Raw genomic sequence first — 20,420 nt, 5'->3', positions numbered from 1 at the left:
GCCGGGCTTCTCCCTGACGACAGCCACTCTCCCAGGCGTATAGGCCAGCTCTAGTCCTAGACTCGATTTAGTATCGACGAATGACGACGACGACCTCTCGGCTCCTCAATCTGCTGTCGCTCTTGCAGACCAGGCGCGACTGGCCCGGCGCCCTGCTCGCAGAGCGGCTGGAAGTGAGCCACCGGACGGTGCGCCGCGACATCGACCGCCTGCGCGAGATGGGCTACAGCATCCGGGCGACGATGGGGCCGGACGGTGGATACCGTCTTGACGCCGGAAGCGAGCTTCCGCCGCTGCTGTTCGACGACGACCAGGTCATCGCTTTGACGGTCGCCTTGCAGGCCGCGACTGTCACCGGAGCGAACATCGGGGAGGCGGCTCTGCGGGCGCTCACCACGGTACGGCAGGTCATGCCTTCACGCCTGCGCCACCGCCTGGACGCCGTCGAATTCACCACCGTCCCGCGTCCCGGCGACGGCCCCGCCACTCAGGTCTCGCCCGAGGTGCTCATCGCCCTCTCCGCCGCCGTCCGCGCCCGGGAGGTGCTGCGGTTCGACTACGCGAGCCGGCGCCCTGGCGCCGACGACACCGAGGTGGGCCCGCCGCGGCGGGTCGAACCGCACCACCTGGTCACCTCCCACGGCCGGTGGCACCTCGTCGCGTGGGATCTCGAGCGCGACGACTGGCGCGTCTTCCGCGCCGACCGCATCACCCCACGCACCCCGACAGGGCCCCGGTTCACTCCGCGCGAGATCCCCGAAGGCAGCGCGCAGGACTACGTCTCGGCACGGTTCAAGGGCTCCGACCATGTCGACACCTGGCCGTGCACCGGCACCGTCGTCCTGCACCTCCCCGCGGGCGCCGTGCTCCCGTTCGCCGGCGACGGCACCGTCGAGCCCCTCGGGGCCGACCGGTGCCGCTACACCGCCGGCTCCTGGTCCTGGGTGGCTCTCGCCGCGTCCCTGGGGCGCTTCGACACGGACATCGACGTGATCGCCCCGCCAGAACTGACCGCGGCATTCGCACAGCTCGCCGCACGCAACGCGGCGACGGCGCGATAGCCCGAGGGCGATCGGGCGGCGATCATGAGGCCCCCGCGAAGCGCCGAGCGCCCGCGGGGAACCGGTCCCTTCGGGTGCTCGGCGATTCGCGCTATGCGTGTTCGGCGTACACGACGACTTCGCCCGAGGGGACGTCGACGGTGGCTGTGGCGGTCTTGACCTGGGCGTCGTGGTCGAGGTGGTTGATGCAGAACAGCCACGAGCGGCCGTCGCCGTGGGAGCGGCGGACGACCTCGACGCCGGCGGGGGCGTCGGCGGTCGGCTCGACGCGGGCGTCGGAGGCCGCGGCGGCGACGACGCGGTCGAGCGTGTCGTCGTCGACGAACGTCGTCAGGTAGTGCGCGGTCCCCTCGCCGAAGCGGTTCACGGTCCACGCCGGGGTGCCGTCCCGGTAGATGTCGCGGACCTCCGCTCCGCGGCTCTCGGCGGCCTCGCTCCAGATCGAGCCGGTGCCGCCGGAGGCCAGCTCCACGCGGGCGTCGATGAGCGGGTAGAACTCCTCGGTGCGGACGCCGACGAGGTCGCTGATCGCGCCGGGGTAGCCGCCGAGGTAGACCGTGTCGGTCTCGTCGGCGATCCCCGAGTACGGGGTGACCAGAACCGTGCCGCCGCCTCGGACGAAGTCCTTGAGGTTGTCCGCGGCCTTGCGGGACATCAGGTAGACGGCCGGGACCACGACGAGGCGGTAGCCCGTGAGGTCGCCTTCGGGGTGAGCGATGTCGGCGGTGATGCCGGCACGCCACAACGCGGCGTAGTAGTCGTTGAACACCCGCTGCGGGTCGAGGTCGCCGGTGGGCTTCGCCTCGTGCTCCTGCGCCCAGAGGTTCTGGTAGTCCCACAGGATCGCCGCGTCGGCCTCGACCGTGGAGCCCTCGATCTCGGCGAGCTCGCCGAGGCGCGCGCCGAGCTCGCAGACCTCGCGCCAGATCTTGGAGTCGGTGCCGACGTGCGGGACCATCCCCGAGTGCCACTTCTCGGCGCCCTGCCGGGAGGCGCGCCACTGGAAGAACATGATCGCGTCCGCGCCGCGGGCCAGATGCGACAGGGAGTTGCGCAGCATCTCGCGCGGGGCCTTGGCGCGGTTGCGGCCCTGCCAGTTGACCGCCGAGGTGGAGTGCTCCATGAGCACCCACGGCTTCCCGCCGCCGAGGGACCGGGCGAAGTCGGCGGCCATGCCGAGGTTGACGTGCTCGAAGGGCGCCTCGAGGTAGTGGTCGGTGGCGACGACGTCGACCGCTTCGGCGAACTCCCACAGGTCGATGTCCGGGTGCGAGCCGGTCATGAAGTTCGTCGTCATCGGCACGCTCGGGTCGATCGAGCGCAGCAGTTCGGCCTCGGCCTTGTAGAGCTGGAGCAGCTGATGGGAGGAGAAGCGCTTGAAGTCGAGGACCTGGCCGGGGTTGGGGATCGTCGGGGTCGGCAGCGGCGGCAGGATCTGATCCCACGAGGAGTACGCCTGCGACCAGAACGCGGTGCCCCAGGCCCGGTTGAGGCCGTCGAGGTCGCCGTAGCGCTCGCGCAGCCACACGCGGAACTTCGCCGCGGCGGCCGGCGAGTAGGAGCGGGCGTTGTGGCAGCCGTACTCGTTGTGGACGTGCCACAGCTTCACGGCGGGGTGGTCGTGGTAGCGGCGGCCGAGCTGTTCCGTGATGGCCAGGGCCTTGGCGAGGTAGACGTCACAGGAGGGGTCGAAGCCCTGGCGCGAGCCGTGGGTGAGTCGGCGGCCCTGGGCGTCGACGAGGACGGCCTCGGGGTAGGTGGCGGCGAACCACGGCGGCGGCGAGGCGGTGGGCGTCGCCAGGCACACTTCGACGCCGTTGGCGTGGAGCAGGTCGAGGACCTCGTCGAACCAGGCGAAGTCGTACCGGCCCTCCTCGGGCTCGAGCTTGGCCCACGAGAAGATGCCGACGCTGACGCGGTTGACGCCGGCCTCGCGCATGAGGCGCATGTCCTCGTCCCACGTCTCGCGGGGCCATTGTTCGGGGTTGTAATCGCCGCCGTAGACGATGGCCATGGCGGGTCTCCTTTGCAACGAGAGGGCGGGTGCCGGACCAAGGCTACGGCAAACGGTTGCTGCCGCTGTGGTCCCGGTCTACTTTTTTCAACCGTCTCAGAAAGGGACGGCTACCGCAACCATCCGGCGGCACCGGGCTCGACCCACCAGGTGCGCTTGCGCCTGAGCTCGTCGACCAGGCCGTCGGAGACGAAGGTGACGCCGTCCTCGGGATGGACGGCCACCGCCCGCCCGCGGGCGCGGCGCACCTCGATGCGCACGCGCTTGCGCAGTCGGCCCACGGTCACCGGCACGGCCACGGCGACGTCGATCTTCCCGTCGGCCGGATCGGGCTCGACCAGGACCATGTCGTCGGCCGCGGCGTAGCCGTCGGCGTTGGCGACCACGCACGCCAGGATCTGCTCCGAGCCGTCGGCGAGCACCGCGTCGTCGAGGTTGACCACGCCGCGCCAGGGGCGGTCGCCACCGCCCAGGCGCACCCCGTCGAGGCCGACGCCGCCGCCGTCGTGGCGCATGAGATCGGTGCGCAGCACCGTGCCGCCCATGACCGCCTCGGCCACGTCCGCGGGCCCCGTCGGCAGGCCCAAGCGCGCCACCAGGCCGGGGGCCGTCCCCTGCGGCAGGATCGCCAGCGGCGGCAGGTCCGGGATGGTGCGCCCCTCGGGCAGGCCGTCCGGGCGTTCGCTCGGAGCGGGGGCCAGGCGCCGCACCGCCCGTGCGACCACGGCGTTGACCTGTTCGTCCGTGTCGGCCGCGAGGACGATCCGGGCGTCGGGGTCGTCGAATACGGGATCGACCTGCCCCGGTGTCGAGGCCTCCACGGTGCGGATCTCGGCCCCGCGCCCCTTGAGCTCGTCGATCAGGTGCAGCGTCTGCGTCCGAGGCCCGGTGTTCGAGCAGTTCGTCTCCACGAGGGTCAGCACGACTACGTTCACCTCGCCGACTCTACGGTGTGATGGAGGTCCAACCCATAGCGCTCAGCCCTGGTGAGACCCGGCGACGGGCAGTGCCAGTAGGCTTACGAAGTAATCGGGTGATCAAGTTCCCGGGAGGGTGGGCAAATGCCAGCGATCGCGGTCGTCGGAACGCAGTGGGGCGACGAAGGCAAGGGCAAGGTCACGGACCTGCTCGGCGCGGACATGGACTACGTCGTGCGCTATCAGGGCGGCAACAACGCCGGGCACACGGTCGTGACGCCCGACGGCACCAAGTACGCCATCCACCTGGTCCCGGTCGGGATCCTCACACCGGGCGTCGTCCCGGTCATCGCCGGCGGCGTCGTGGTGGACCCGAAGTTCCTCATCGCCGAGCTCGACGAGCTCATCGCCGGCGGCGTCGACGTCTCGAACCTCAAGCTCTCCGCGGACGCCCACCTGATCATGCCCCACCACCGCGCCCTCGACCGCGTCGTCGAGCGCTACCTGGGCTCGTCCCGGATCGGCACCACCGGCCGGGGCATCGGCCCGACCTACGCCGACAAGGTCGCCCGCATGGGCATCCGCGTCCAGGACCTGCTCGACCCGGGCATCCTCACCGAGAAGCTCGAGGCGATCCTGCGCGAGAAGAACCAGATCCTCGTGAAGGTCTACAACCGCAAGGCGATCGACCCCGAGGCCGTCGCCGAGGAGTACCTGGGCTACGCCGAGCGCCTCAAGCCCTACATCACCGACACGCGCCTGCTGCTCAACAAGGCCCTCGAGTCCGGGAAGAACGTCCTGCTCGAAGGCGCGCAGGCCACCATGCTCGACGTCGACCACGGCACCTACCCGTTCGTGACCTCCTCGAACCCCACCACCGGCGGCGCTTGCGTCGGCACCGGCATCGCACCGAACAAGATCACCACCGCGATCGGCATCATCAAGGCCTACACCACCCGCGTCGGCTCGGGCCCGTTCCCGACCGAGCTGCACGACGAGTACGGCGAGTTCCTGCTCAAGCGCGGCGGCGAGTACGGCGTCACCACCGGGCGGCGCCGCCGCTGCGGCTGGTTCGACGCGGTCCTGGGGCGCTACGCGGTGCGCGTCAACGGCATCACCGACCTGTTCGTCACCAAGCTCGACGTGCTCTCCGAACTCAAGCGGGTGCCGATCTGCGTGGGCTATGAGATCGACGGCGAGGTCGTCGAGGACATGCCCATGACGCAGACGGACGTCCACCACGCCAAGCCGGTCTACGAGTACCACGACGGCTGGTGGGAGGACGTCTCCGAGTGCCGCAAGTTCGAGGAGCTGCCGCCGAACGCGCAGTCCTACGTCGAGCGGCTCGAGGAGCTGTGCGGGGCGCGCGTCAGCGTCATCGGCGTCGGCCCCGGCCGCGAGGAGAACATCATCCGCCACCCGCTGATCTAGGGTCGGCTCTCGACCGATCCGAACGGATCCCAGGGGCGACCGCCGCCCCGTCTTCGCGCTGCCGTGCGGCTCGCCCGCCGGCCGGCGACCGTTTCCATGCCACCGCGTCCGCCGTCATCCGAGACCGGTTCATGCGCATCGGGACTCGTCCGGTCTCGGGGTACCGCCCGGACCGGTCGGACCGCTATAGTGCGAATTGGGCGTGATCTACCACACGCACCGATTCGTCCCCTTGGGAGCGGCTATGCGGACAGTGACGACCACCGTGGCGGCAGCGGCGCTGCTCATCAGCGCAGCGGCGTGCAGCCCAGACGACGCGAACGAATCCGGCGACGGCTCCATCACCTTCTGGACCCCCTACACCACACCGGCACGGCTCGCCGTCCAGGAACCGCTCGCCGAGCGGTTCACCGAGCGGACCGGCATCGAGGTCGAGATCGTCGCCCTCGAACCCGACCAGGCCAGCCAGACCCTCGTCACCAGCGCCGCCTCAGGCGACGTCCCCGACGTCGTCGCCCACAACCCCAGCCAGACGGCCTCCTGGAGCGCGCAAGGACTGCTCGACACCGAAACACCGCAGGAGATCGTCGACGAACTCGGCGCCGAGACCTTCCACCGCTCGGCGCTCGACATGGTCACCGTCGACGGCGAGCTCGCCGCGGTCCCCTCCGACGGCTGGGGGCACATGATCGCCTACCGGACGGACCTGTTCGAGGCCGAAGGCCTCGCCGCGCCCGAATCGGTCACCGACCTCGTCCAGGCGGCCGAGGCGCTGCAAGGCGACGGGATGGCCGGAATCGCGATCGGGTCCATGCCGGGCGACCTCTACACCTCCGAGGGCATCGAGTCGATGCTCCTGCCGATGGGCTGCCGCCTCGCCACCGACGGCGAGGTCACGATCGACTCGCCCGAATGCGTCGAGGGCCTCGAGCGCTACCAGCGGCTGGCCGCCACCGCCGGCAGCGGGCAGATGGACGTCGAGGCCGCGCGGGCGAGCTACCTCGCGGGCGACGCCGCGATGCTGCTGTTCTCCTCGCACGTCGTCGACGAGATCGCCGGGCTCGACATCGACAACCCGCTCACCTGCGGCGAATGCGCGGGCGATCCGGAGTTCCTGCACACCAACACCGGTTTCGTCACCGCGCTCAGCGGTACCGGCGCCGAAGCCTCCGTCCAGTACGGCCAGACCACGAACTACGGGATCCCCACCGGCGCGAACGCCGAGGACGCCAAGGAGTTCATCGCCTTCATGCTGTCCGAGGGCTATGTGGAGAACCTGTCGACGGCCACCGAGGGCCGCATCCCGATGCGACCGGGACCCGAACCCGGCTCGACGGAGTACCTCGACGGCTGGGCGCGCCTGCCCTTCGGCAACGACCCCGCGAGCGACTTCTCCATCGAAGAGGTCTACGGGACCGAACTGGTCGACCGGATGGCCTCGGGCGCCGAGTCGCTCACCCGCTGGGGCTGGGGCACCGACGACGCGGCGCTGGCCGGGGTCGTGTTCTCCCAGACGATCCTGTCCACCGAGGCCGAGGAGCTGTTCGCCGGCGGCGACCCGGCCGCCGCCGCCGAGCGGATGGCCGAAGCGGTCACGGCCGCCCAGCGGGACCTGGGTGAATGACGAAGCGGCTCATACTGACCCGCTGGGGCCGGCCCCTGACGCTGTCCCAGCGCGAGGACCTCCAAGGCAGGCTCCTGGTCGGACCGACCCTGCTGGTCGTGACCGTCTTCGCGATCGCGCCGTTCCTGGCGGTGCTGCTGCTGGCGTTCCTCGACATCAGGCTCGTGGACATCCCCCACCTGTACCTCGACGAGCTGGTGTTCACCACCGACAACATCACCCGGATCTGGAACTCCGAGCGGTTCTGGTCGTCGCTGGGCACCACCGTCGCCTACGCCTCCGCGTCCACCGTCGGGGCCGTCGCGGTGGGTCTGGCCGTCGCGCTGTCGCTGCGCCGGCCCTTCCGGGGACGGGCGCTGATCCGGGCCCTGGTCCTCATTCCGTACATCCTCCCGGTGGTCGCCGCCGCGACCATCTGGAAGTCGCTGCTGAACACCAGCCACGGGCTGGTCAACGCGGCGGGCGCCGAATGGCTCGGATGGAGCGAGCCGATCGCCTTCCTCACCACCACCAGCCGGGACGTCGGCGGCGTCAGCGTCCCGGTGGCGCTGCTGACGGTCATCGCCTTCGAGGTGTGGAAGACGTTCCCGCTCGCGTTCCTGTTCATCACCGCGCGGCTCCAGGTGGCGCCGCGGGACCTGGAGGAGGCCGCCGCGATCGACGGGGCCGGCAGCGTCCGCACCTTCGTCCACATCGTCCTGCCGCAGCTGGTGGGCGTGATGGCGCTGCTGGCCGTGCTGCGGTTCCTCTGGTCGTTCCAGAACTTCAACGACATCTACCTGCTGACCGGCGGCGCGGGCGGCACCGGCGTGCTGTCGATCCGCGTCTACGAGGAGCTCGTCGGCCGCGCCGACATCGGCACCGCATCGGCCACCGGACTGCTCATGACCGGCATGCTGGTCGTGGTGGTGGGCGTCTACGTGTGGATGCTCAGGCGGGAGGCGCGATGAGTCTCGGAGACCGGATCCTGGCGGTGCTGCGCTGGGGGGTGATCGCCGCGGCGGTGCTCGTCTCGGTCGGTCCGCTGCTGTACGCGTTCCTGCTGTCGGTCCAGCCCTACACCTCGATCATCGCCGAGCCGCTGTCGCTGCTGCCGTCCAGCGACGAGGCGAGCCTGGACGCCTACCCGACGGCGCTCGGCGAGTTCGGCATCGGCGCCAACATGTGGACCTCGCTGCGGGTGTCGCTCGCGGCGGCGGCACTGGCGATCGTGTGCAGCGTGCTCGGCGCCTACGCGGCCGTGCGGCTGCGGTTCTTCGGGCGCGGGCCGGTCAACGCGGCGTTCCTCGGCGTCTACCTGCTCCCCGGCATCGTCCTGGCCGTGCCGCTGTTCGTCGGGCTCAGCCGGGTAGGGCTGACCGGCACGCTGGTGGGCCTGGTGCTGGTGTACGTCTCCCAGACCGTGCCGGTCGCGCTGTACATGCTGCGCAACTACCTCGTCGCGGTGCCCGTCGGCGTCGAGGAGGCCGCGATGATCGACGGCTGCGGGCGCCTGGCCCTGATCCGGCGGGTCGTCCTGCCGATGGCACTGCCGGGCATCGCCGCGACCTCCCTCTACGTGTTCCTGATCGCCTGGAACGAATACCTGTTCGCGCTGCTGTTCCTGATCCACGACAGGCCGAGATGGACGGTGTCGCTGGGCATCGCGCAGCTCACCGAGTTCTCGGTGCCGACCAATGTGCTCATGGCGGGTTCGATCAGCATCACCGTCCCGGTGGTCGCGGGGTTCTTCCTCGCGCAGCGACTGCTGATCAGCGGCCTCACCGCCGGAGCCGAGAAGGGATGAGACACATGCCGATCCGTCTGGGAATCCTCGGCGCCGGCGGCAGGGGCGCCGACGCGTACGGCAAGTGGGTGCTCGAGAGGCCCGAACGGGCCCGCATCGCCGCGGTTGCCGAGGCGCTGCCGCACCGGCGCGACCGCCTCGCCGACGCCGCTGGCCTGCCGGCCGACGCCCGCTTCGGCGACTGGCGGGGCCTCGTGGCCGACGCCGACCGCCTGGACCTGGACGCGGTCGTCATCGCCCTGCCCGACCGGCTCCACGTCGAGGCCTCGATCGCGGCGGCCGAGGCCGGGATGCCGATCCTGCTGGAGAAGCCCGCGGCGCCGACACCGGACGAGCTCGACCGGCTCACCGGGGCCGCGCGGCGGCTGCGGGCCCGCATCTGGATCTGCCATGTCATGCGCTACCAGCCGTTCTGGCTGACGCTGCACCGTATCGTGACCTCCGGCGCGATCGGGCGCCTGGTGACGATGCGCCTGGAGGAGAACATCGGGTTCTGGCACTTCGCGCACTCCTACGTGCGCGGGAACTGGCGCCTGGCCGCCTCGTCGAGCCCCATCGTGCTCGCCAAGACCTGCCACGACCTGGACGCGATCCGCTGGTTCGCCGGTTCGGCGCCCGAGAGCGTCGCCAGCGTCGGGGAGCTGACGTACTTCCGGCCCGAGCACGCCCCGCCCGGCGCGCCCGACTACTGCCTCGACGGATGCCCCGCGGCCGAACAGTGCCCGTTCTACGCGCCGCGCTACTACGTCGACGCGCTCGCGCACGTGACCGGCTGGCCGGTGGCGCTGCTCGGCGACGACCTCAGCCCCGAGGGGCGGATGGAGGCGCTGCGGCACGGGCCGTACGGCCGGTGCGTCTTCCACAGCGACAACGACGTCGCCGACCACCAGCAGACCACGATGCGCTTCGCCGACGGGCTGACCGCGACGCTGTCGACCTCGGCGTTCACCGGGCAGAACACGCGCACCGTCCGCCTGACCGGCACCGGCGGCGAGATCACCGGGCACCTGCGCACCGGCAAGGTCGAGGTCGACCTGTTCTCCCCGGCCGCCGAACTGCCGGACCTGCCGGCGCGCGTCGTCAAGCGCTTCGAGCGCCGGCCGATGGGCCACCGGGCGTTCGAACTGTTCGCCGGTCCGATGACCGCCGAGGGACACGCGGACCACAGGGGACACTCGGGCGGCGACGACGCGCTCATGGACGCGTTCGTGTCGTCGCTGGCCGAGGGCGGCGAGCCGGCCACGACGCTGGAGGCGTCGCTCGACAGCCACCGGATGGCGTTCGCCGCCGAACGCTCGCGACTCGAAGGCCGCACCGTGGCGATGGAGGCGGCATGACGTGGTGGCGTGACGCGGCGATCTACCAGGTGTACCTGCGCAGCTTCGCGGACGGGAACGGCGATGGCGTCGGCGACCTCGCCGGGCTGCGGTCCCGGCTGCCGTACCTGCGCGAGCTCGGGGTCGACGCGGTGTGGATCACGCCGTGGTACCGCTCGCCGATGGCCGACGGCGGCTACGACGTCGCCGACTACCGCGCGATCGACCCGGTGTTCGGGACGCTCGGCGAGGCCGAAGGGCTCATCGAGGCGGCGCACGAGCACGGACTGCGCGTCATCATCGACATCGTCCCCAACCACACCTCGGACGAGCACCCGTGGTTCAGGGCCGCGCTGCGCGCCGGACGCGGCTCGCGCGAGCGGGCCCGCTACCACTTCCGGGACGAACCGAACAACTGGCCCTCGCGCTTCGGCGGCAAGGCGTGGACACGCGTGGAGGACGGCCAGTGGTACCTGCACCTGTTCGACGCCAAGCAGCCGGACCTGAACTGGGAGCACCCCGAGGTGCGCGCCGAGTTCGAGTCGGTGCTGCGGTTCTGGCTCGACCGTGGCGTCGACGGCTTCCGCATCGACGTGGCCGACCGGCTCGTCAAGGCACGCGGGCTGCCGGACAAGCCGCACCCCGCGAACCCCGACCATCCCCCGGCCTACGAGTTCACCGGTTCCGACCAGCCGGACAAGGACCGGCCCGAGGTCCACGAGATCTACCGTGCCTGGCGGCTGATCCTCGACGAATACGAGGGCGAGCGGACCTTCGTCGGCGAGATGTGGGTGCGCGACCCCGAGCGGTTCGCACGCTACCTGCGGCCCGACGAGCTGCACACCGCGTTCAACTTCGCGTTCCTCAAGTCCGCGTGGGAGGCCGGCGCGCTGCGGGCGGTCGTCGACGAAACCTTGGACACGCACCGCCGGGTAGCCGCCCCGCCGACATGGGTCCTGTCGAACCACGACGTGACCAGGCACGTGACGCGCTACGGCCGCGAGGAGACCCACTTCGCCAAGCGCCGCCACGACCTGCCGAGCGACCCCGAACTGGGACGGCGGCGCGCGCGTGCGGCGGCGCTGCTGTCGATGGCCCTGCCGGGCAACGTCTACATCTACCAGGGCGACGAGCTGGGCCTGCCCGAAGTCTTCGACCTGCCCGACGAGGTGCGCCGCGACCCGGTGTTCCGCCGCACCGAGGGCGAGGACCTGGGCCGGGACGGCTGCCGGGTGCCCCTGCCGTGGTCGGGCGAGGAGCCGCCGTTCGGCTTCGGCGAGGACGGCTCGTGGCTGCCGCAACCGCCCCAGTGGCACAAGCTGACCGTCGAGCGCCAGTGGGGCGACGCCGAGTCCATGCTCTCGCTCTACCGCTCGGCGCTGCGCGTCCGCCGTGCCGAGCCCGCCCTCGGCGACGGCCGGATGCACTGGCTGCCGAGCCGTGAAGGCGTCCTCGCCTTCGCCAGGCCGCCCGGCTTCGCCTACGTGGTGAACTGCGCGAAGCAGCCGGTCGACCTGCCGGACGGCGCCCCGCTCATCGCCAGCGCCGAACTCGACGACGGCCGCCTGCCGCCGGACGCCGCCGTCTGGCTGCGGACGCCTCCCTGAACGGAGCCGACCGCCCCGCCCGAATCCGGCCCGCGGCGCGTCCGCACGGACTGAGCCGCACGGCGTCGCGCCGGGAGACCTCCTCCGGGGCCGGCCCTGGCATTCGCCCCGCTCGCCTTGGTAGTGCTAGCACCACTCGGACTGTAAGGGCAGCGGCAATGGCATTCGGGCGGTGCGCGGTCAGAGTTGACGGCACCGGGCCGCGACCGCGCGGCCGCCGGTTCCGAAGGAGCTTCATGGAATCCACAATGACCGAAGCGGTGCGGGCGAGCAGTGATTTCGCCGCGCTGGCACGCCGCGTCAATCAGGCGGGACTCATGGAGCGCCGCCCGCGCTACTACGCGCTCCGTTTCACCCTCGTCGGTGCCATGCTCGCCGGATCCTGGGTCGCCTTCTTCTGGATCGGCGACAGCTGGCTCCAGGTCGCCACGGCGGTCGTGATGGCGATCGTCAGCGGGCAGATCGCCCTGCTCGGCCACGATGTCGCCCACCGGCAGGTCTTCCGCACCCGCCGGCCGAGCGACCGCGTCGGCATGGTCACCGGAGACCTGGCGATCGGCCTGGGCTACGGCTGGTGGCAGGACAAGCACACTCGCCATCACGCCAATCCCAATCATGAGGAGCTCGACCCTGACGTCGAGCCGAGCATCCTGGTCTGGTCGCAGGAGCAGGCCCGCCAGAGCGAGGGCGTCACACGCTTCATCGGCGCCAGGGGCGCGCTCCTGTACTTCCCGCTGCTCACGCTCGCCGGAGTCAACCTCCACGTGTCCGCGATCAAGTCGGTCTTCAACCCGGCGATGAAGCACCGCGCGCTCGAAGCCGTGCTGCTCTTCGTGCACTTCGCGGCCTATCTGACAGCGGTGTTCCTCGTCCTCTCGCCCGGCAAGGCGGTCGTGTTCGTCGTGGTCCACAAAGCGCTCTGGGGTCTCTACATGGGTTCGATCTTCGCGCCGAACCACAAGGGCATGCCCACCTACAGCGGGGACCAGAACCCGGATTTCCTCCGCAAGCAGGTGCTGACCTCGCGCAATGTCAAGGGCAGCCGGTTCACCGACGTGGCGCTGGGCGGCCTCAACTACCAGATCGAGCATCACCTCTTCCCCGCGATGCCCACGCCGCACCTGCGCCGCGCGAAGCCCATCGTCCGCGACTTCTGCGACGAGCTGGGCGTCGACTACCACGAAACGGGACTTCTCGAGTCGTACCGTGAGGCGCTGCGGGAGCTGCACCGCAACGGCGCGCCCATCCGCGAAGCGTCGCGGAACGCCGACTCGCACCGCAGCTAGAGGCGGTCGACGACCTGGACGTGGCCGGGCGCGAACGACGCGAGGCGGGCGAGGAGCTGCTGCGGTTCCGGCGCGAAGTCGTTGCAGCGCATGGCGAGGTCGAAGCCCGCGACGAGGCCCTCGGTGGCGCGGTTGGCCTCGCGCAGCACCGACCGGTCGATGAAGCCCGGCCGGTCCGAGCCGCCGCGCCCGAGATAGACGTCGGTCGCCAGCAGCAGATACGAGTGGCCCCTGCGCCCGGAGCCGACGGTGATCGCCGCCAGCTCCTCGACATTGCTCCACGGGATGAGCAGGACCTTCCCGAAGCTCGGGCGCACGCGCAAGCCGAAGTGGTTGACGTGCAACTGCGGCGACCTGATGAGCGGCGCCAGCAGGAGGACCGCTCCCAGGGCGGCCACGGCGGCGAAGAAGCCCGGCAGCGCCACCACCGGATTCGGCTCGCCGGAGTCGAGCGTCCCCGGCTCGGTGTGGACCAGCCACGCGAGCGCGCCGATGCCGACGGCGCACACGAGGGCGTAGAGGATCAGCGAGGAGATCCGGCGGGTCGGTGAGCTTCGTTCGACGACGGTCCACTCCGAGCTTCTTCGCACCGGCCACCTCCTCGTCGGCAACTGTAGCCAGGGCCCGAAATCGGGCCGTAACGGGTCGCTTCACCGCGGTTGGACGAGACGCGGATCACCGGTGAACCACCTGTGTATACGGGGTGAAAAGACCCGGTTCGAGGGGCGATTCACGCGTGGCGGCGAAATGCGGTTCCCGCCCGAGCGGCTCTCGTCCGTACACTGGTGTCAACCACCCGGTGTCCGCTTCGTCCGCCCCTCACGGAGAAGCTCGGGAGCCGAGCCTCGGCTCCGGACGTCGGATCATAATGTCCAACCGGCCCAGCCGGATCAGATAATCCAGTTATGGGGGGTTCTCGTGCCGGCGATCCCGGATGAAGGCCTACGCGCGACACTGGCCACGATGGCTCCCGGAACGGCGCTGCGCGACGGTCTGGAACGCATCCTGCGAGGCCGCACGGGCGCGCTCATCATCGTCGGCTGCGACGACGACGTCGAGGCCATGTGCACCGGCGGATTCGAACTCGACATCGAGTTCTCCGCCACTCGCCTGCGCGAGCTGTGCAAGATGGACGGCGCGGTCGTGCTGACCACCGACGGCTCCCGCATCGTGCGCGCCGGCGTCCACCTCATGCCCGACCCGTCGATCTTCTCGGCCGAGTCCGGCACCCGCCACCGCACCGCCGAGCGCGTCGCCAAGCAGACCGGCCTGCCGGTCATCTCCGTCAGCCAGTCGATGCACACCATCGGCCTGTACATGGGATCGGTGCACCACCTGCTCGAACCGTCGACGAAGATCCTCTCCCGCGCCAACCAGGCGCTGGCCACGTTGGAGCGCTACAAGCAGCGCCTCGACGAGGTCGCCGGGAACCTCTCCAGCCTGGAGATCGAGGACCTCGTGACCGTCCGCGACGCCGTCACCGTCCTCCAGCGCCTCGAGATGGCCCGGCACATCGCCGACGAGGTCGAGGGCAACGTCATCGAGCTCGGCACCGACGGCCGGCTCCTCGCGCTCCAGCTCGACGAGCTCATGGCCGGCGTCGACACCGACCGGGAGCTCGTCGTCCGCGACTACCTGCCCGAAGGCGCCGACTTCCCCAAGGCGCTGCGCACCGTCGACGAGATGAGTTCGACCGAGCTGCTCGACCTGACCTCCGTCGCCCGCGCCCTGGGCTACCCCGGTTCCCCGGACGCGCTCGACCGGCGCGTGAGCCCGCGCGGATACCGGATGCTCGCGAAGGTCCCGCGCCTGCCCGAGGCCGTCATCGAACGCGTCGTCTCCCGCTTCGGCTCGCTGCCCGAACTGCTCGGCGTCTCGGTCGAGGACCTGCAGGGGGTCGACGGGATCGGCCGCGGCCGGGCCCAGAACATCCGCGAGAGCCTCACCCGCCTGGCCGAGGTCTCGATCCTCGACCGGTACATCTAAGTCAGTGTGAGCGCGGTCGGCTGCGAGACGGCCGCGCCCAACTTGGCGCGCAGCTCGTAGTCCCCCGCCGGCAGCTCCCTGCGCTCCCCGTCGCATCCCGGCTCGGAGGCGAGCCCGTCGAGCGTGAACTCCACGGTCTGACCGGCGCCCTCCTCCAGTTCCACCGTCTTCGCCTCGGCCTCTCGGCAGTGCGCGGTGGAGTAGACGACGTCCTCCCCGGCGGCGAGCTCCACCTCGACCTCGCCGAGCTCGGCCGTGCAGGTCTCGGCCGCGCCGCTGGCCACCAGCACGCTCACCGGCACTTCGGCGCCCGAGCGGACCTCATCGAACGCGGCCACCACCTGGAGCATCAGCTCGTCCTCGACGCACGGGGCGAGGGCCGGCTCCGTCGGCGACGGCGAGGCGCTGCTCGGCTCCGGCTCGGCCGTCGGCGAGACATAGGGCCGCAGCAGCGTGCTCGACGAGGACGGCGCCACCCACTCCTGCGGCTCGGCCTCGGCCCCGCCCTCGACGCTCACCCCGCCGCCCGGGCCCAGGACCTTGAACCCGAGCACGACGACGAGGACCACCGCGACCGCCGATCCGGCCACGATCGCCCGGCGCTTCCAGTACACCGACGCCGGCTCCGAGCCCTTCACGAACCTCTCCTCGAAACGCTGCACGTCGGGACGCTAACCCACCCTCCCCTCGCATCGGGGGAACTACACGCGGACAATGGGCTCATGCTCGCACCCGACCGGCTCGCCGAACGGCTCCTGCCGTGGTTCGACGCCCACAACCGCACCGAGCTGCCCTGGCGGCGGCCCGGCACCACCGCATGGGGCGTCCTGGTCTCCGAAGTCATGAGCCAGCAGACCCAGGTCGCCCGCGTCGCCCCCGTCTGGGAGGCATGGATGGCGCGCTGGCCGACCCCCGCCGACCTCGCCGAGGCGCCCACCGCCGAAGTCCTGCGCGCCTGGGGCCGCATGGGATACCCCCGGCGCGCCCTGCGCCTCCAGGAGTGCGCTCGCATCGTCGCCGAGCGCCACGACGGCGAGGTGCCCGCGGATCCCGCCGAGCTCGAGAAGCTGCCCGGCATCGGGGTCTACACCGCCGCGGCCGTGGCCGTCTTCCACTACGGCAGGCGCCATCCCGTGGTCGACACCAACGTCCGCCGGGTCGTGGCCCGGCTCGGCGGCGAGGCCGACGCCGGCACCGCCACCACGAAGGCCGACCTGGCCGCCGCCGAGGCGCTGCTGCCGGTCGAGGCGCGCACGGCGGCACGGGTGTCGCTGGCGCTCATGGAGCTGGGGGCGCTGGTGTGCACCGCACGCAAGCCCGAGTGCGGCGAGTGCCCGGTCAGCGACGCGTGCGGATTCTCCGGCCAGGAGGTCCCGGCCGGGCCCAGCCGCAAGCCTCAGCGCTACAAGGGGACGAACCGGCACGTGCGGGGCGAGGTCATGAAGGTCCTGCGCGAAGCCGACGGGCCGGTCGAAAAGGACCGGATCGACGCGATCTGGCCCGATCGGCGCATGCTCGAAGAGGCCGTGGCGCAGCTGATCACGGAAGGGCTCGTGGGGACCGACGAGAACGGGCGATTCGAGTTGCCGACTTGATGACAAGCGGCGATCCCGCTGTTAACGTATGAATTGAGAGAACTTCACGATGCTCGGTTGGTGCCGATTCGCAGAATCGGCGGCTCTGGGTCCAACTCCGCTTCTCACACAAGCGGGGCGCCGGGCGGGCCTCGCGGCCCGTGCTCACCGCCGGTGCTGGAGCCGAACACCGGTCGCCAAGGCCGCCCCCGCGCGGCCGGCCAGGAACACGACGACGCGGCTCGCGCCATCACAACGTCGCGTCGACCGCGGATCCGGCCGCATGAAAGCGGCCGTGGCGACTGCGAGCGCCGAAGGGCGCCGCGACCGGGCGACGACGATGCCGCCGAGGTACCGCGCGCTCAGACCCCGGCGGCACCGTCACGTTCCGGCCTGACACCGCTTGCCGCGCAGGCGGGCACAAAAAAACACCGCCGGGCACGAGTGCCGGCGGGTGCTTTTTTGCGGGCCCTGAGGGAGGGCCCGCACTCCCCAGTAGGGATGATCGGGCAAGTGATCGATGCGGGAGGCCGGCAGGGTGGCCCGGCCGGGCCCGCTACTCGACCGGGTCGCGCTGGACGGGCACGTCGCCGTTGATCAGGGCACGGATCTCGGATTCGCGGTACCGGCGGTGACCGCCGAGGGTGCGGATCGCCGAGATCTTCCCCGCCTTGGCCCAACGGGTGACGGTCTTCGGGTCGACGCGGAACATCGCGGCGACCTCAGAGGGCGTGAGCAGGGCCTCTGTTTCCACCGGAAGGTTCAAGTCTGTCGTCATAGTTCAATCTCCTCCACAGACGGGCTAGGAATCACCGGCTGCCGCAGCCTGGATTCGTTCCTTCTCTAATCGTCCGTGCTGTCGCAGATGTCCGACATAGTCCGAACGGTCGAATTTAGCTGGACTTTCCGCGCGTCCACCTCATCCGAGTGATCACTCCACTGAAGAATCACGAGTTCGCGAGCGGCGCCCGGACCGACTTCGGCGTTCAGTTCAGACGCTCCTGGAGACGACGATCACGCCACCGCTCCACCAAGCGCGCGTAGCACTCCTGCGCGCCCTCCGGCTCTCCCGCGCCGAGCCAGTCGAGGGCCTCCCAGGTGAGGTCCACCGAGTCCTCCCGGCGCAACTCCTCGTAGTCCATGCGCGAGACCAGGCCTCCGTAGTCGAGTTCGACGAGCGAGTCGGCGTGGAAGCCCTCGAGCCACTCGGACGTCTCGGCGATCACCGCGGCCATGTCCGCGTCGTCGCCGAACTCGCCGCGCAGGAGGTTGCGGGCCACCACGAGCTGCGTGCGGGCCTTGGCGATCGGGGTGCGGTAGCGCAGCCAGGTCGCCCTCGGATGGATGACCAGCTGCCGGTCCTCGGGCCGGACGCAGGCGAACCAGCGCAGCGGCACCGACCAGCACGCGACCTGCTCGTGGGAGTCGGTCGGCGCCTCGTGCCGGTCGGTGAGCTCGTCGTGCGCGACCACCTCGGCCGCCGAGGCCAGGAACTCCGGCGGCACGAGCGCCTCGGCGACGGGCTCGGGAGTCAGGCGGCGCAGCTCGAGCGCCGACTGGGCGATGCGGTAGCGCAGGTTCCAGGGGCACACCAGGGGGTCGGCGTCCTCGCCCCGGTCGATGACATAGGCCTCGCGGCCGAAGGAGGGGACGCTCCGCCACGGCCAGCCGATGCGCTCGTACAGCGCCTCACGCCGCATCCTCGGGCCCTCGTGCGGCTCGGGAGCCCGCCCCGAGGCCGCGTAGGCGCGCCAGTAGCCCGCGTCGGCGAATGCGCCGGCCGGCTCGTAGACGCGCAGATACGAAGCGTTCGGTGCGTACACGAGCCAGATACTTCCATAACTCTTCGGGAAGGGACCCAGTGCCCGCGCGCACGCCAATGATCGGAGCACCACGGCCCGGATGCGGCGGACGCTGCGATCACCGAGCGGTCGGCGGCGCTCGGGCGGCTCGAGGCGGGAATCGCCTCCGCCGAAGCGGGCATTCGAAGTCTTACACTGTTGGCGTAGCCGTACCCGCGCTACGCCAAAACGCCCCGGCCGCGATCCGGCCGACCATAGGACGGCATGCCTCGGCGCCGCTCGCGGAGCCGGCTCTCGCGCCGTCGTCCATAGAACTGGAGCAAGCCATGAGCATCTTCGACGAGTACGGCCATGAGCAAGTCGTGTTCTGCCACGACCCGGACTCCGGGCTGCGAGCCATCATCGCGATCTACTCGACCGCGCTCGGCCCGGCCCTCGGCGGCACCCGCTTCTACCCCTACGCGACCGAGCACGAGGCCCTCACCGACGTGCTGCACCTGTCGGAGGGCATGGCCTACAAGAACGCGCTCGCCGGGCTCGACCACGGCGGCGGCAAGGCCGTCATCTGGGGCGACCCCGCCACCGACAAGAGCGAGGCGCTGCTGCGCGCCTACGGCCGCTTCGTCGAGACCCTCGCCGGACGCTACGTGACCGCCTGCGACGTCGGCACCTACGTGGAGGACATGGACGTGGTCGCGCGCGAGTCGCGGCACGTCACCGGGCGCTCGCCCGAAGCCGGCGGCGCCGGCGACTCCTCGATCCTGACCGCCTTCGGCGTCTTCCAGGCGATGAAGGCCGCCGCCCGGCACCGCTGGGGCACCGACGACCTCGCGGGCCGCACCGTGGGCCTGGCGGGGCTCGGCAAGGTCGGCAGGCACCTGCTCCCGCACCTGACCGAGGCCGGCGCCGACATCGTCGCCACCGACGTCTCCGAGGCCGCCCGCTCGTGGACGGCGGAGCACTTCCCGAAGGTGCGGCTCGTGGCCGACACCGAGGAGCTCACCGCCTCGGGACTCCACGTCTACGCGCCGTGCGCGCTCGGCGGGGTGCTGAACGCGCGGTCGCTGGGGGCCCTCGACGCCGAAGTGGTGTGCGGCGCCGCCAACAACCAGCTCGCCGAGCCCGGCATCGCCGACGAGCTCGACAAGGCCGGGATCCTGTACTGCCCCGACTACGTCGTCAACTCCGGCGGGGTCATCCAGGTCGCCGACGAGTACGGCGGCGCCTTCGACTTCAAGCGGGCCGAACGGCACACCGCGACGATCTTCGCCACCACCGCGGCGATCCTCGACCGCGCGCGGTCCGAAGGGGTCACTCCGGTCGCCGCCGCGGACGCGATCGCCGAGGAGCGGATGGCCGCGGTCGGCCGGCTCCAGCGGCTGCGCCTGTTCAAGTGAGCCGACCGCTCACATCGTGGAAGCTCGTTCTCACGATGTGAGTGGTCGTTCGTCCCGCTCTCGGCACGATCGACACGAATCTGTGGCATCCAACTCATGGGCCGGGATGCAATCGAGCGCCGTGAGGATGTACCGTAGGAGCCACGAAGAGATTGCAAGCATTCCGGGGCGCCGCATTGGCTGCCCCGATGATTTCTGTGCGAGGGGGTCGAGCCATATGGGGCGCGGCCGAGCTAAGGCAAAGCAGACCAAAGTGGCCCGGAAGCTCAAGTACCATGCTCCGAACACCGACCTGCGCGCTCTCGAGCGCGAGCTCTCGGGCGGTCGTGAGGAAGCCGTGGACGTCGAGCCGGAAGAGGACCCGTACGCCGCTTATGCCGATCGGTACAACGCGGACGACGACCAAGTCCGTGACGAGGACTGGATCCCGCCAGACAAGAGGTTAGCCGATTCGGCGAAGCCCGCAGCCCCACCGGCGGCGGGCCGGCCCGGCCCGGCGCCTGCAATCCCATAATTCAACGCCGCTCACCGCTTCCGCTCATCACTGCGCCGCCGGTCTACCGGCCCGCGCACCGGGTGGCCGCGGCGGTGGCGTCGAGTCGGAGCAGTGAGTCTCGGC

General features: G+C 70.8%; 18 protein-coding genes. 12 read left to right on the top strand and 6 right to left on the bottom strand.

Annotation, left to right across the window (positions count from 1 at the left end; genetic code table 11):
* The first annotated feature begins 80 nt into the window (after positions 1-80).
* Positions 81-1,061: a helix-turn-helix transcriptional regulator gene (locus ACYVK3_RS06080; protein ID WP_460496386.1), complete on the top strand. Its 981-nt coding sequence runs from the start codon at positions 81-83 to the stop codon at positions 1,059-1,061.
* Between the two features lie 91 nt (positions 1,062-1,152).
* Here ACYVK3_RS06080 and ACYVK3_RS06075 read toward each other — a convergent pair whose 3' ends face one another.
* Together ACYVK3_RS06075 and ACYVK3_RS06070 are read right to left on the bottom strand one after the other, a co-directional pair.
* Positions 1,153-3,075, bottom strand: coding sequence for a beta-galactosidase (locus tag ACYVK3_RS06075; RefSeq protein ID WP_460496385.1), 1,923 nt, complete (start codon positions 3,073-3,075; stop codon positions 1,153-1,155).
* A gap of 110 nt (positions 3,076-3,185) precedes the next feature.
* Positions 3,186-4,010 (bottom strand): diacylglycerol kinase family protein, encoded by an 825-nt coding sequence (locus tag ACYVK3_RS06070; protein WP_460496384.1) that lies wholly within the window; start codon positions 4,008-4,010, stop codon positions 3,186-3,188.
* A gap of 126 nt (positions 4,011-4,136) precedes the next feature.
* Between ACYVK3_RS06070 and ACYVK3_RS06065 the strand changes: the two genes are divergently transcribed.
* From ACYVK3_RS06065 to ACYVK3_RS06035, 7 genes are all read left to right on the top strand, one after another.
* The gene (locus ACYVK3_RS06065; RefSeq protein WP_460496383.1) at positions 4,137-5,423 is read left to right on the top strand and encodes an adenylosuccinate synthetase; all 1,287 of its coding nucleotides are present in this window, start codon (positions 4,137-4,139) and stop codon (positions 5,421-5,423) included.
* Between the two features lie 244 nt (positions 5,424-5,667).
* Complete coding sequence (locus tag ACYVK3_RS06060; RefSeq protein WP_460496382.1) at positions 5,668-7,047, top strand: ABC transporter substrate-binding protein; 1,380 nt, start codon at positions 5,668-5,670, stop codon at positions 7,045-7,047.
* Positions 7,044-7,997 (top strand): carbohydrate ABC transporter permease, encoded by a 954-nt coding sequence (locus ACYVK3_RS06055; RefSeq protein WP_460496381.1) that lies wholly within the window; start codon positions 7,044-7,046, stop codon positions 7,995-7,997. Before ACYVK3_RS06060 ends, ACYVK3_RS06055 begins: the two co-directional genes overlap by 4 nt.
* Positions 7,994-8,833, top strand: a complete 840-nt coding sequence (locus ACYVK3_RS06050; RefSeq protein WP_460496380.1) for a carbohydrate ABC transporter permease — start codon at positions 7,994-7,996, stop codon at positions 8,831-8,833. The genes ACYVK3_RS06055 and ACYVK3_RS06050 overlap by 4 nt, the downstream gene beginning before the upstream one ends.
* 5 nt (positions 8,834-8,838) lie before the next feature.
* Complete coding sequence (locus tag ACYVK3_RS06045) at positions 8,839-10,170, top strand: Gfo/Idh/MocA family oxidoreductase (RefSeq protein WP_460496379.1); 1,332 nt, start codon at positions 8,839-8,841, stop codon at positions 10,168-10,170.
* Positions 10,167-11,756, top strand: coding sequence for a glycoside hydrolase family 13 protein (locus tag ACYVK3_RS06040; protein ID WP_460496378.1), 1,590 nt, complete (start codon positions 10,167-10,169; stop codon positions 11,754-11,756). Before ACYVK3_RS06045 ends, ACYVK3_RS06040 begins: the two co-directional genes overlap by 4 nt.
* Before the next feature lie 236 nt (positions 11,757-11,992).
* The gene (locus tag ACYVK3_RS06035) at positions 11,993-13,042 is read left to right on the top strand and encodes a fatty acid desaturase family protein (protein ID WP_460496377.1); all 1,050 of its coding nucleotides are present in this window, start codon (positions 11,993-11,995) and stop codon (positions 13,040-13,042) included.
* On the opposite strand, the gene ACYVK3_RS06030 is transcribed toward ACYVK3_RS06035, so the two are convergent.
* On the bottom strand, positions 13,039-13,632 hold the full coding sequence (locus ACYVK3_RS06030; RefSeq protein WP_460496376.1) for a hypothetical protein: 594 nt from the start codon (positions 13,630-13,632) through the stop codon (positions 13,039-13,041). The two genes, ACYVK3_RS06035 and ACYVK3_RS06030, sit on opposite strands and share 4 nt — an antisense overlap.
* A gap of 304 nt (positions 13,633-13,936) precedes the next feature.
* On the opposite strand from ACYVK3_RS06030, the gene disA reads away from it, so the two are divergent.
* Positions 13,937-15,028, top strand: coding sequence for a DNA integrity scanning diadenylate cyclase DisA (gene disA, locus ACYVK3_RS06025; protein ID WP_460496968.1), 1,092 nt, complete (start codon positions 13,937-13,939; stop codon positions 15,026-15,028).
* Here disA and ACYVK3_RS06020 read toward each other — a convergent pair.
* Complete coding sequence (locus tag ACYVK3_RS06020; RefSeq protein WP_460496375.1) at positions 15,025-15,690, bottom strand: hypothetical protein; 666 nt, start codon at positions 15,688-15,690, stop codon at positions 15,025-15,027. The genes disA and ACYVK3_RS06020 overlap by 4 nt on opposite strands.
* Before the next feature lie 60 nt (positions 15,691-15,750).
* Here ACYVK3_RS06020 and ACYVK3_RS06015 point away from each other — a divergent pair, with 60 nt between their 5' ends.
* Positions 15,751-16,623 carry an HhH-GPD family protein gene (locus ACYVK3_RS06015; protein WP_460496374.1) on the top strand — a complete coding sequence of 291 codons (873 nt, stop codon included), beginning with the start codon at positions 15,751-15,753 and terminating at the stop codon, positions 16,621-16,623.
* A gap of 535 nt (positions 16,624-17,158) precedes the next feature.
* On the opposite strand, the gene ACYVK3_RS06010 is transcribed toward ACYVK3_RS06015, so the two are convergent.
* Entirely contained in the window at positions 17,159-17,380 is a 222-nt protein-coding gene (locus ACYVK3_RS06010) for a BldC family transcriptional regulator (protein WP_460496373.1), read from the bottom strand.
* A 208-nt stretch (positions 17,381-17,588) separates the two neighbouring features.
* On the bottom strand, positions 17,589-18,425 hold the full coding sequence (locus tag ACYVK3_RS06005; RefSeq protein ID WP_460496372.1) for a hypothetical protein: 837 nt from the start codon (positions 18,423-18,425) through the stop codon (positions 17,589-17,591).
* A 305-nt stretch (positions 18,426-18,730) separates the two neighbouring features.
* Between ACYVK3_RS06005 and ACYVK3_RS06000 the strand changes: the two genes are divergently transcribed.
* Both ACYVK3_RS06000 and ACYVK3_RS05995 read left to right on the top strand, forming a co-directional pair.
* On the top strand, positions 18,731-19,801 hold the full coding sequence (locus ACYVK3_RS06000; RefSeq protein ID WP_460496371.1) for a Glu/Leu/Phe/Val dehydrogenase dimerization domain-containing protein: 1,071 nt from the start codon (positions 18,731-18,733) through the stop codon (positions 19,799-19,801).
* A 217-nt stretch (positions 19,802-20,018) separates the two neighbouring features.
* The gene (locus ACYVK3_RS05995; RefSeq protein ID WP_460496967.1) at positions 20,019-20,315 is read left to right on the top strand and encodes a DUF3073 domain-containing protein; all 297 of its coding nucleotides are present in this window, start codon (positions 20,019-20,021) and stop codon (positions 20,313-20,315) included.
* The last annotated feature ends 105 nt before the right edge of the window (positions 20,316-20,420 follow it).

Source organism: Glycomyces tarimensis (assembly GCF_054776215.1).
The sequence above is the reverse complement of the archived record's forward strand: the minus strand, read 5'-3'. Positions and strand labels throughout refer to the sequence as shown.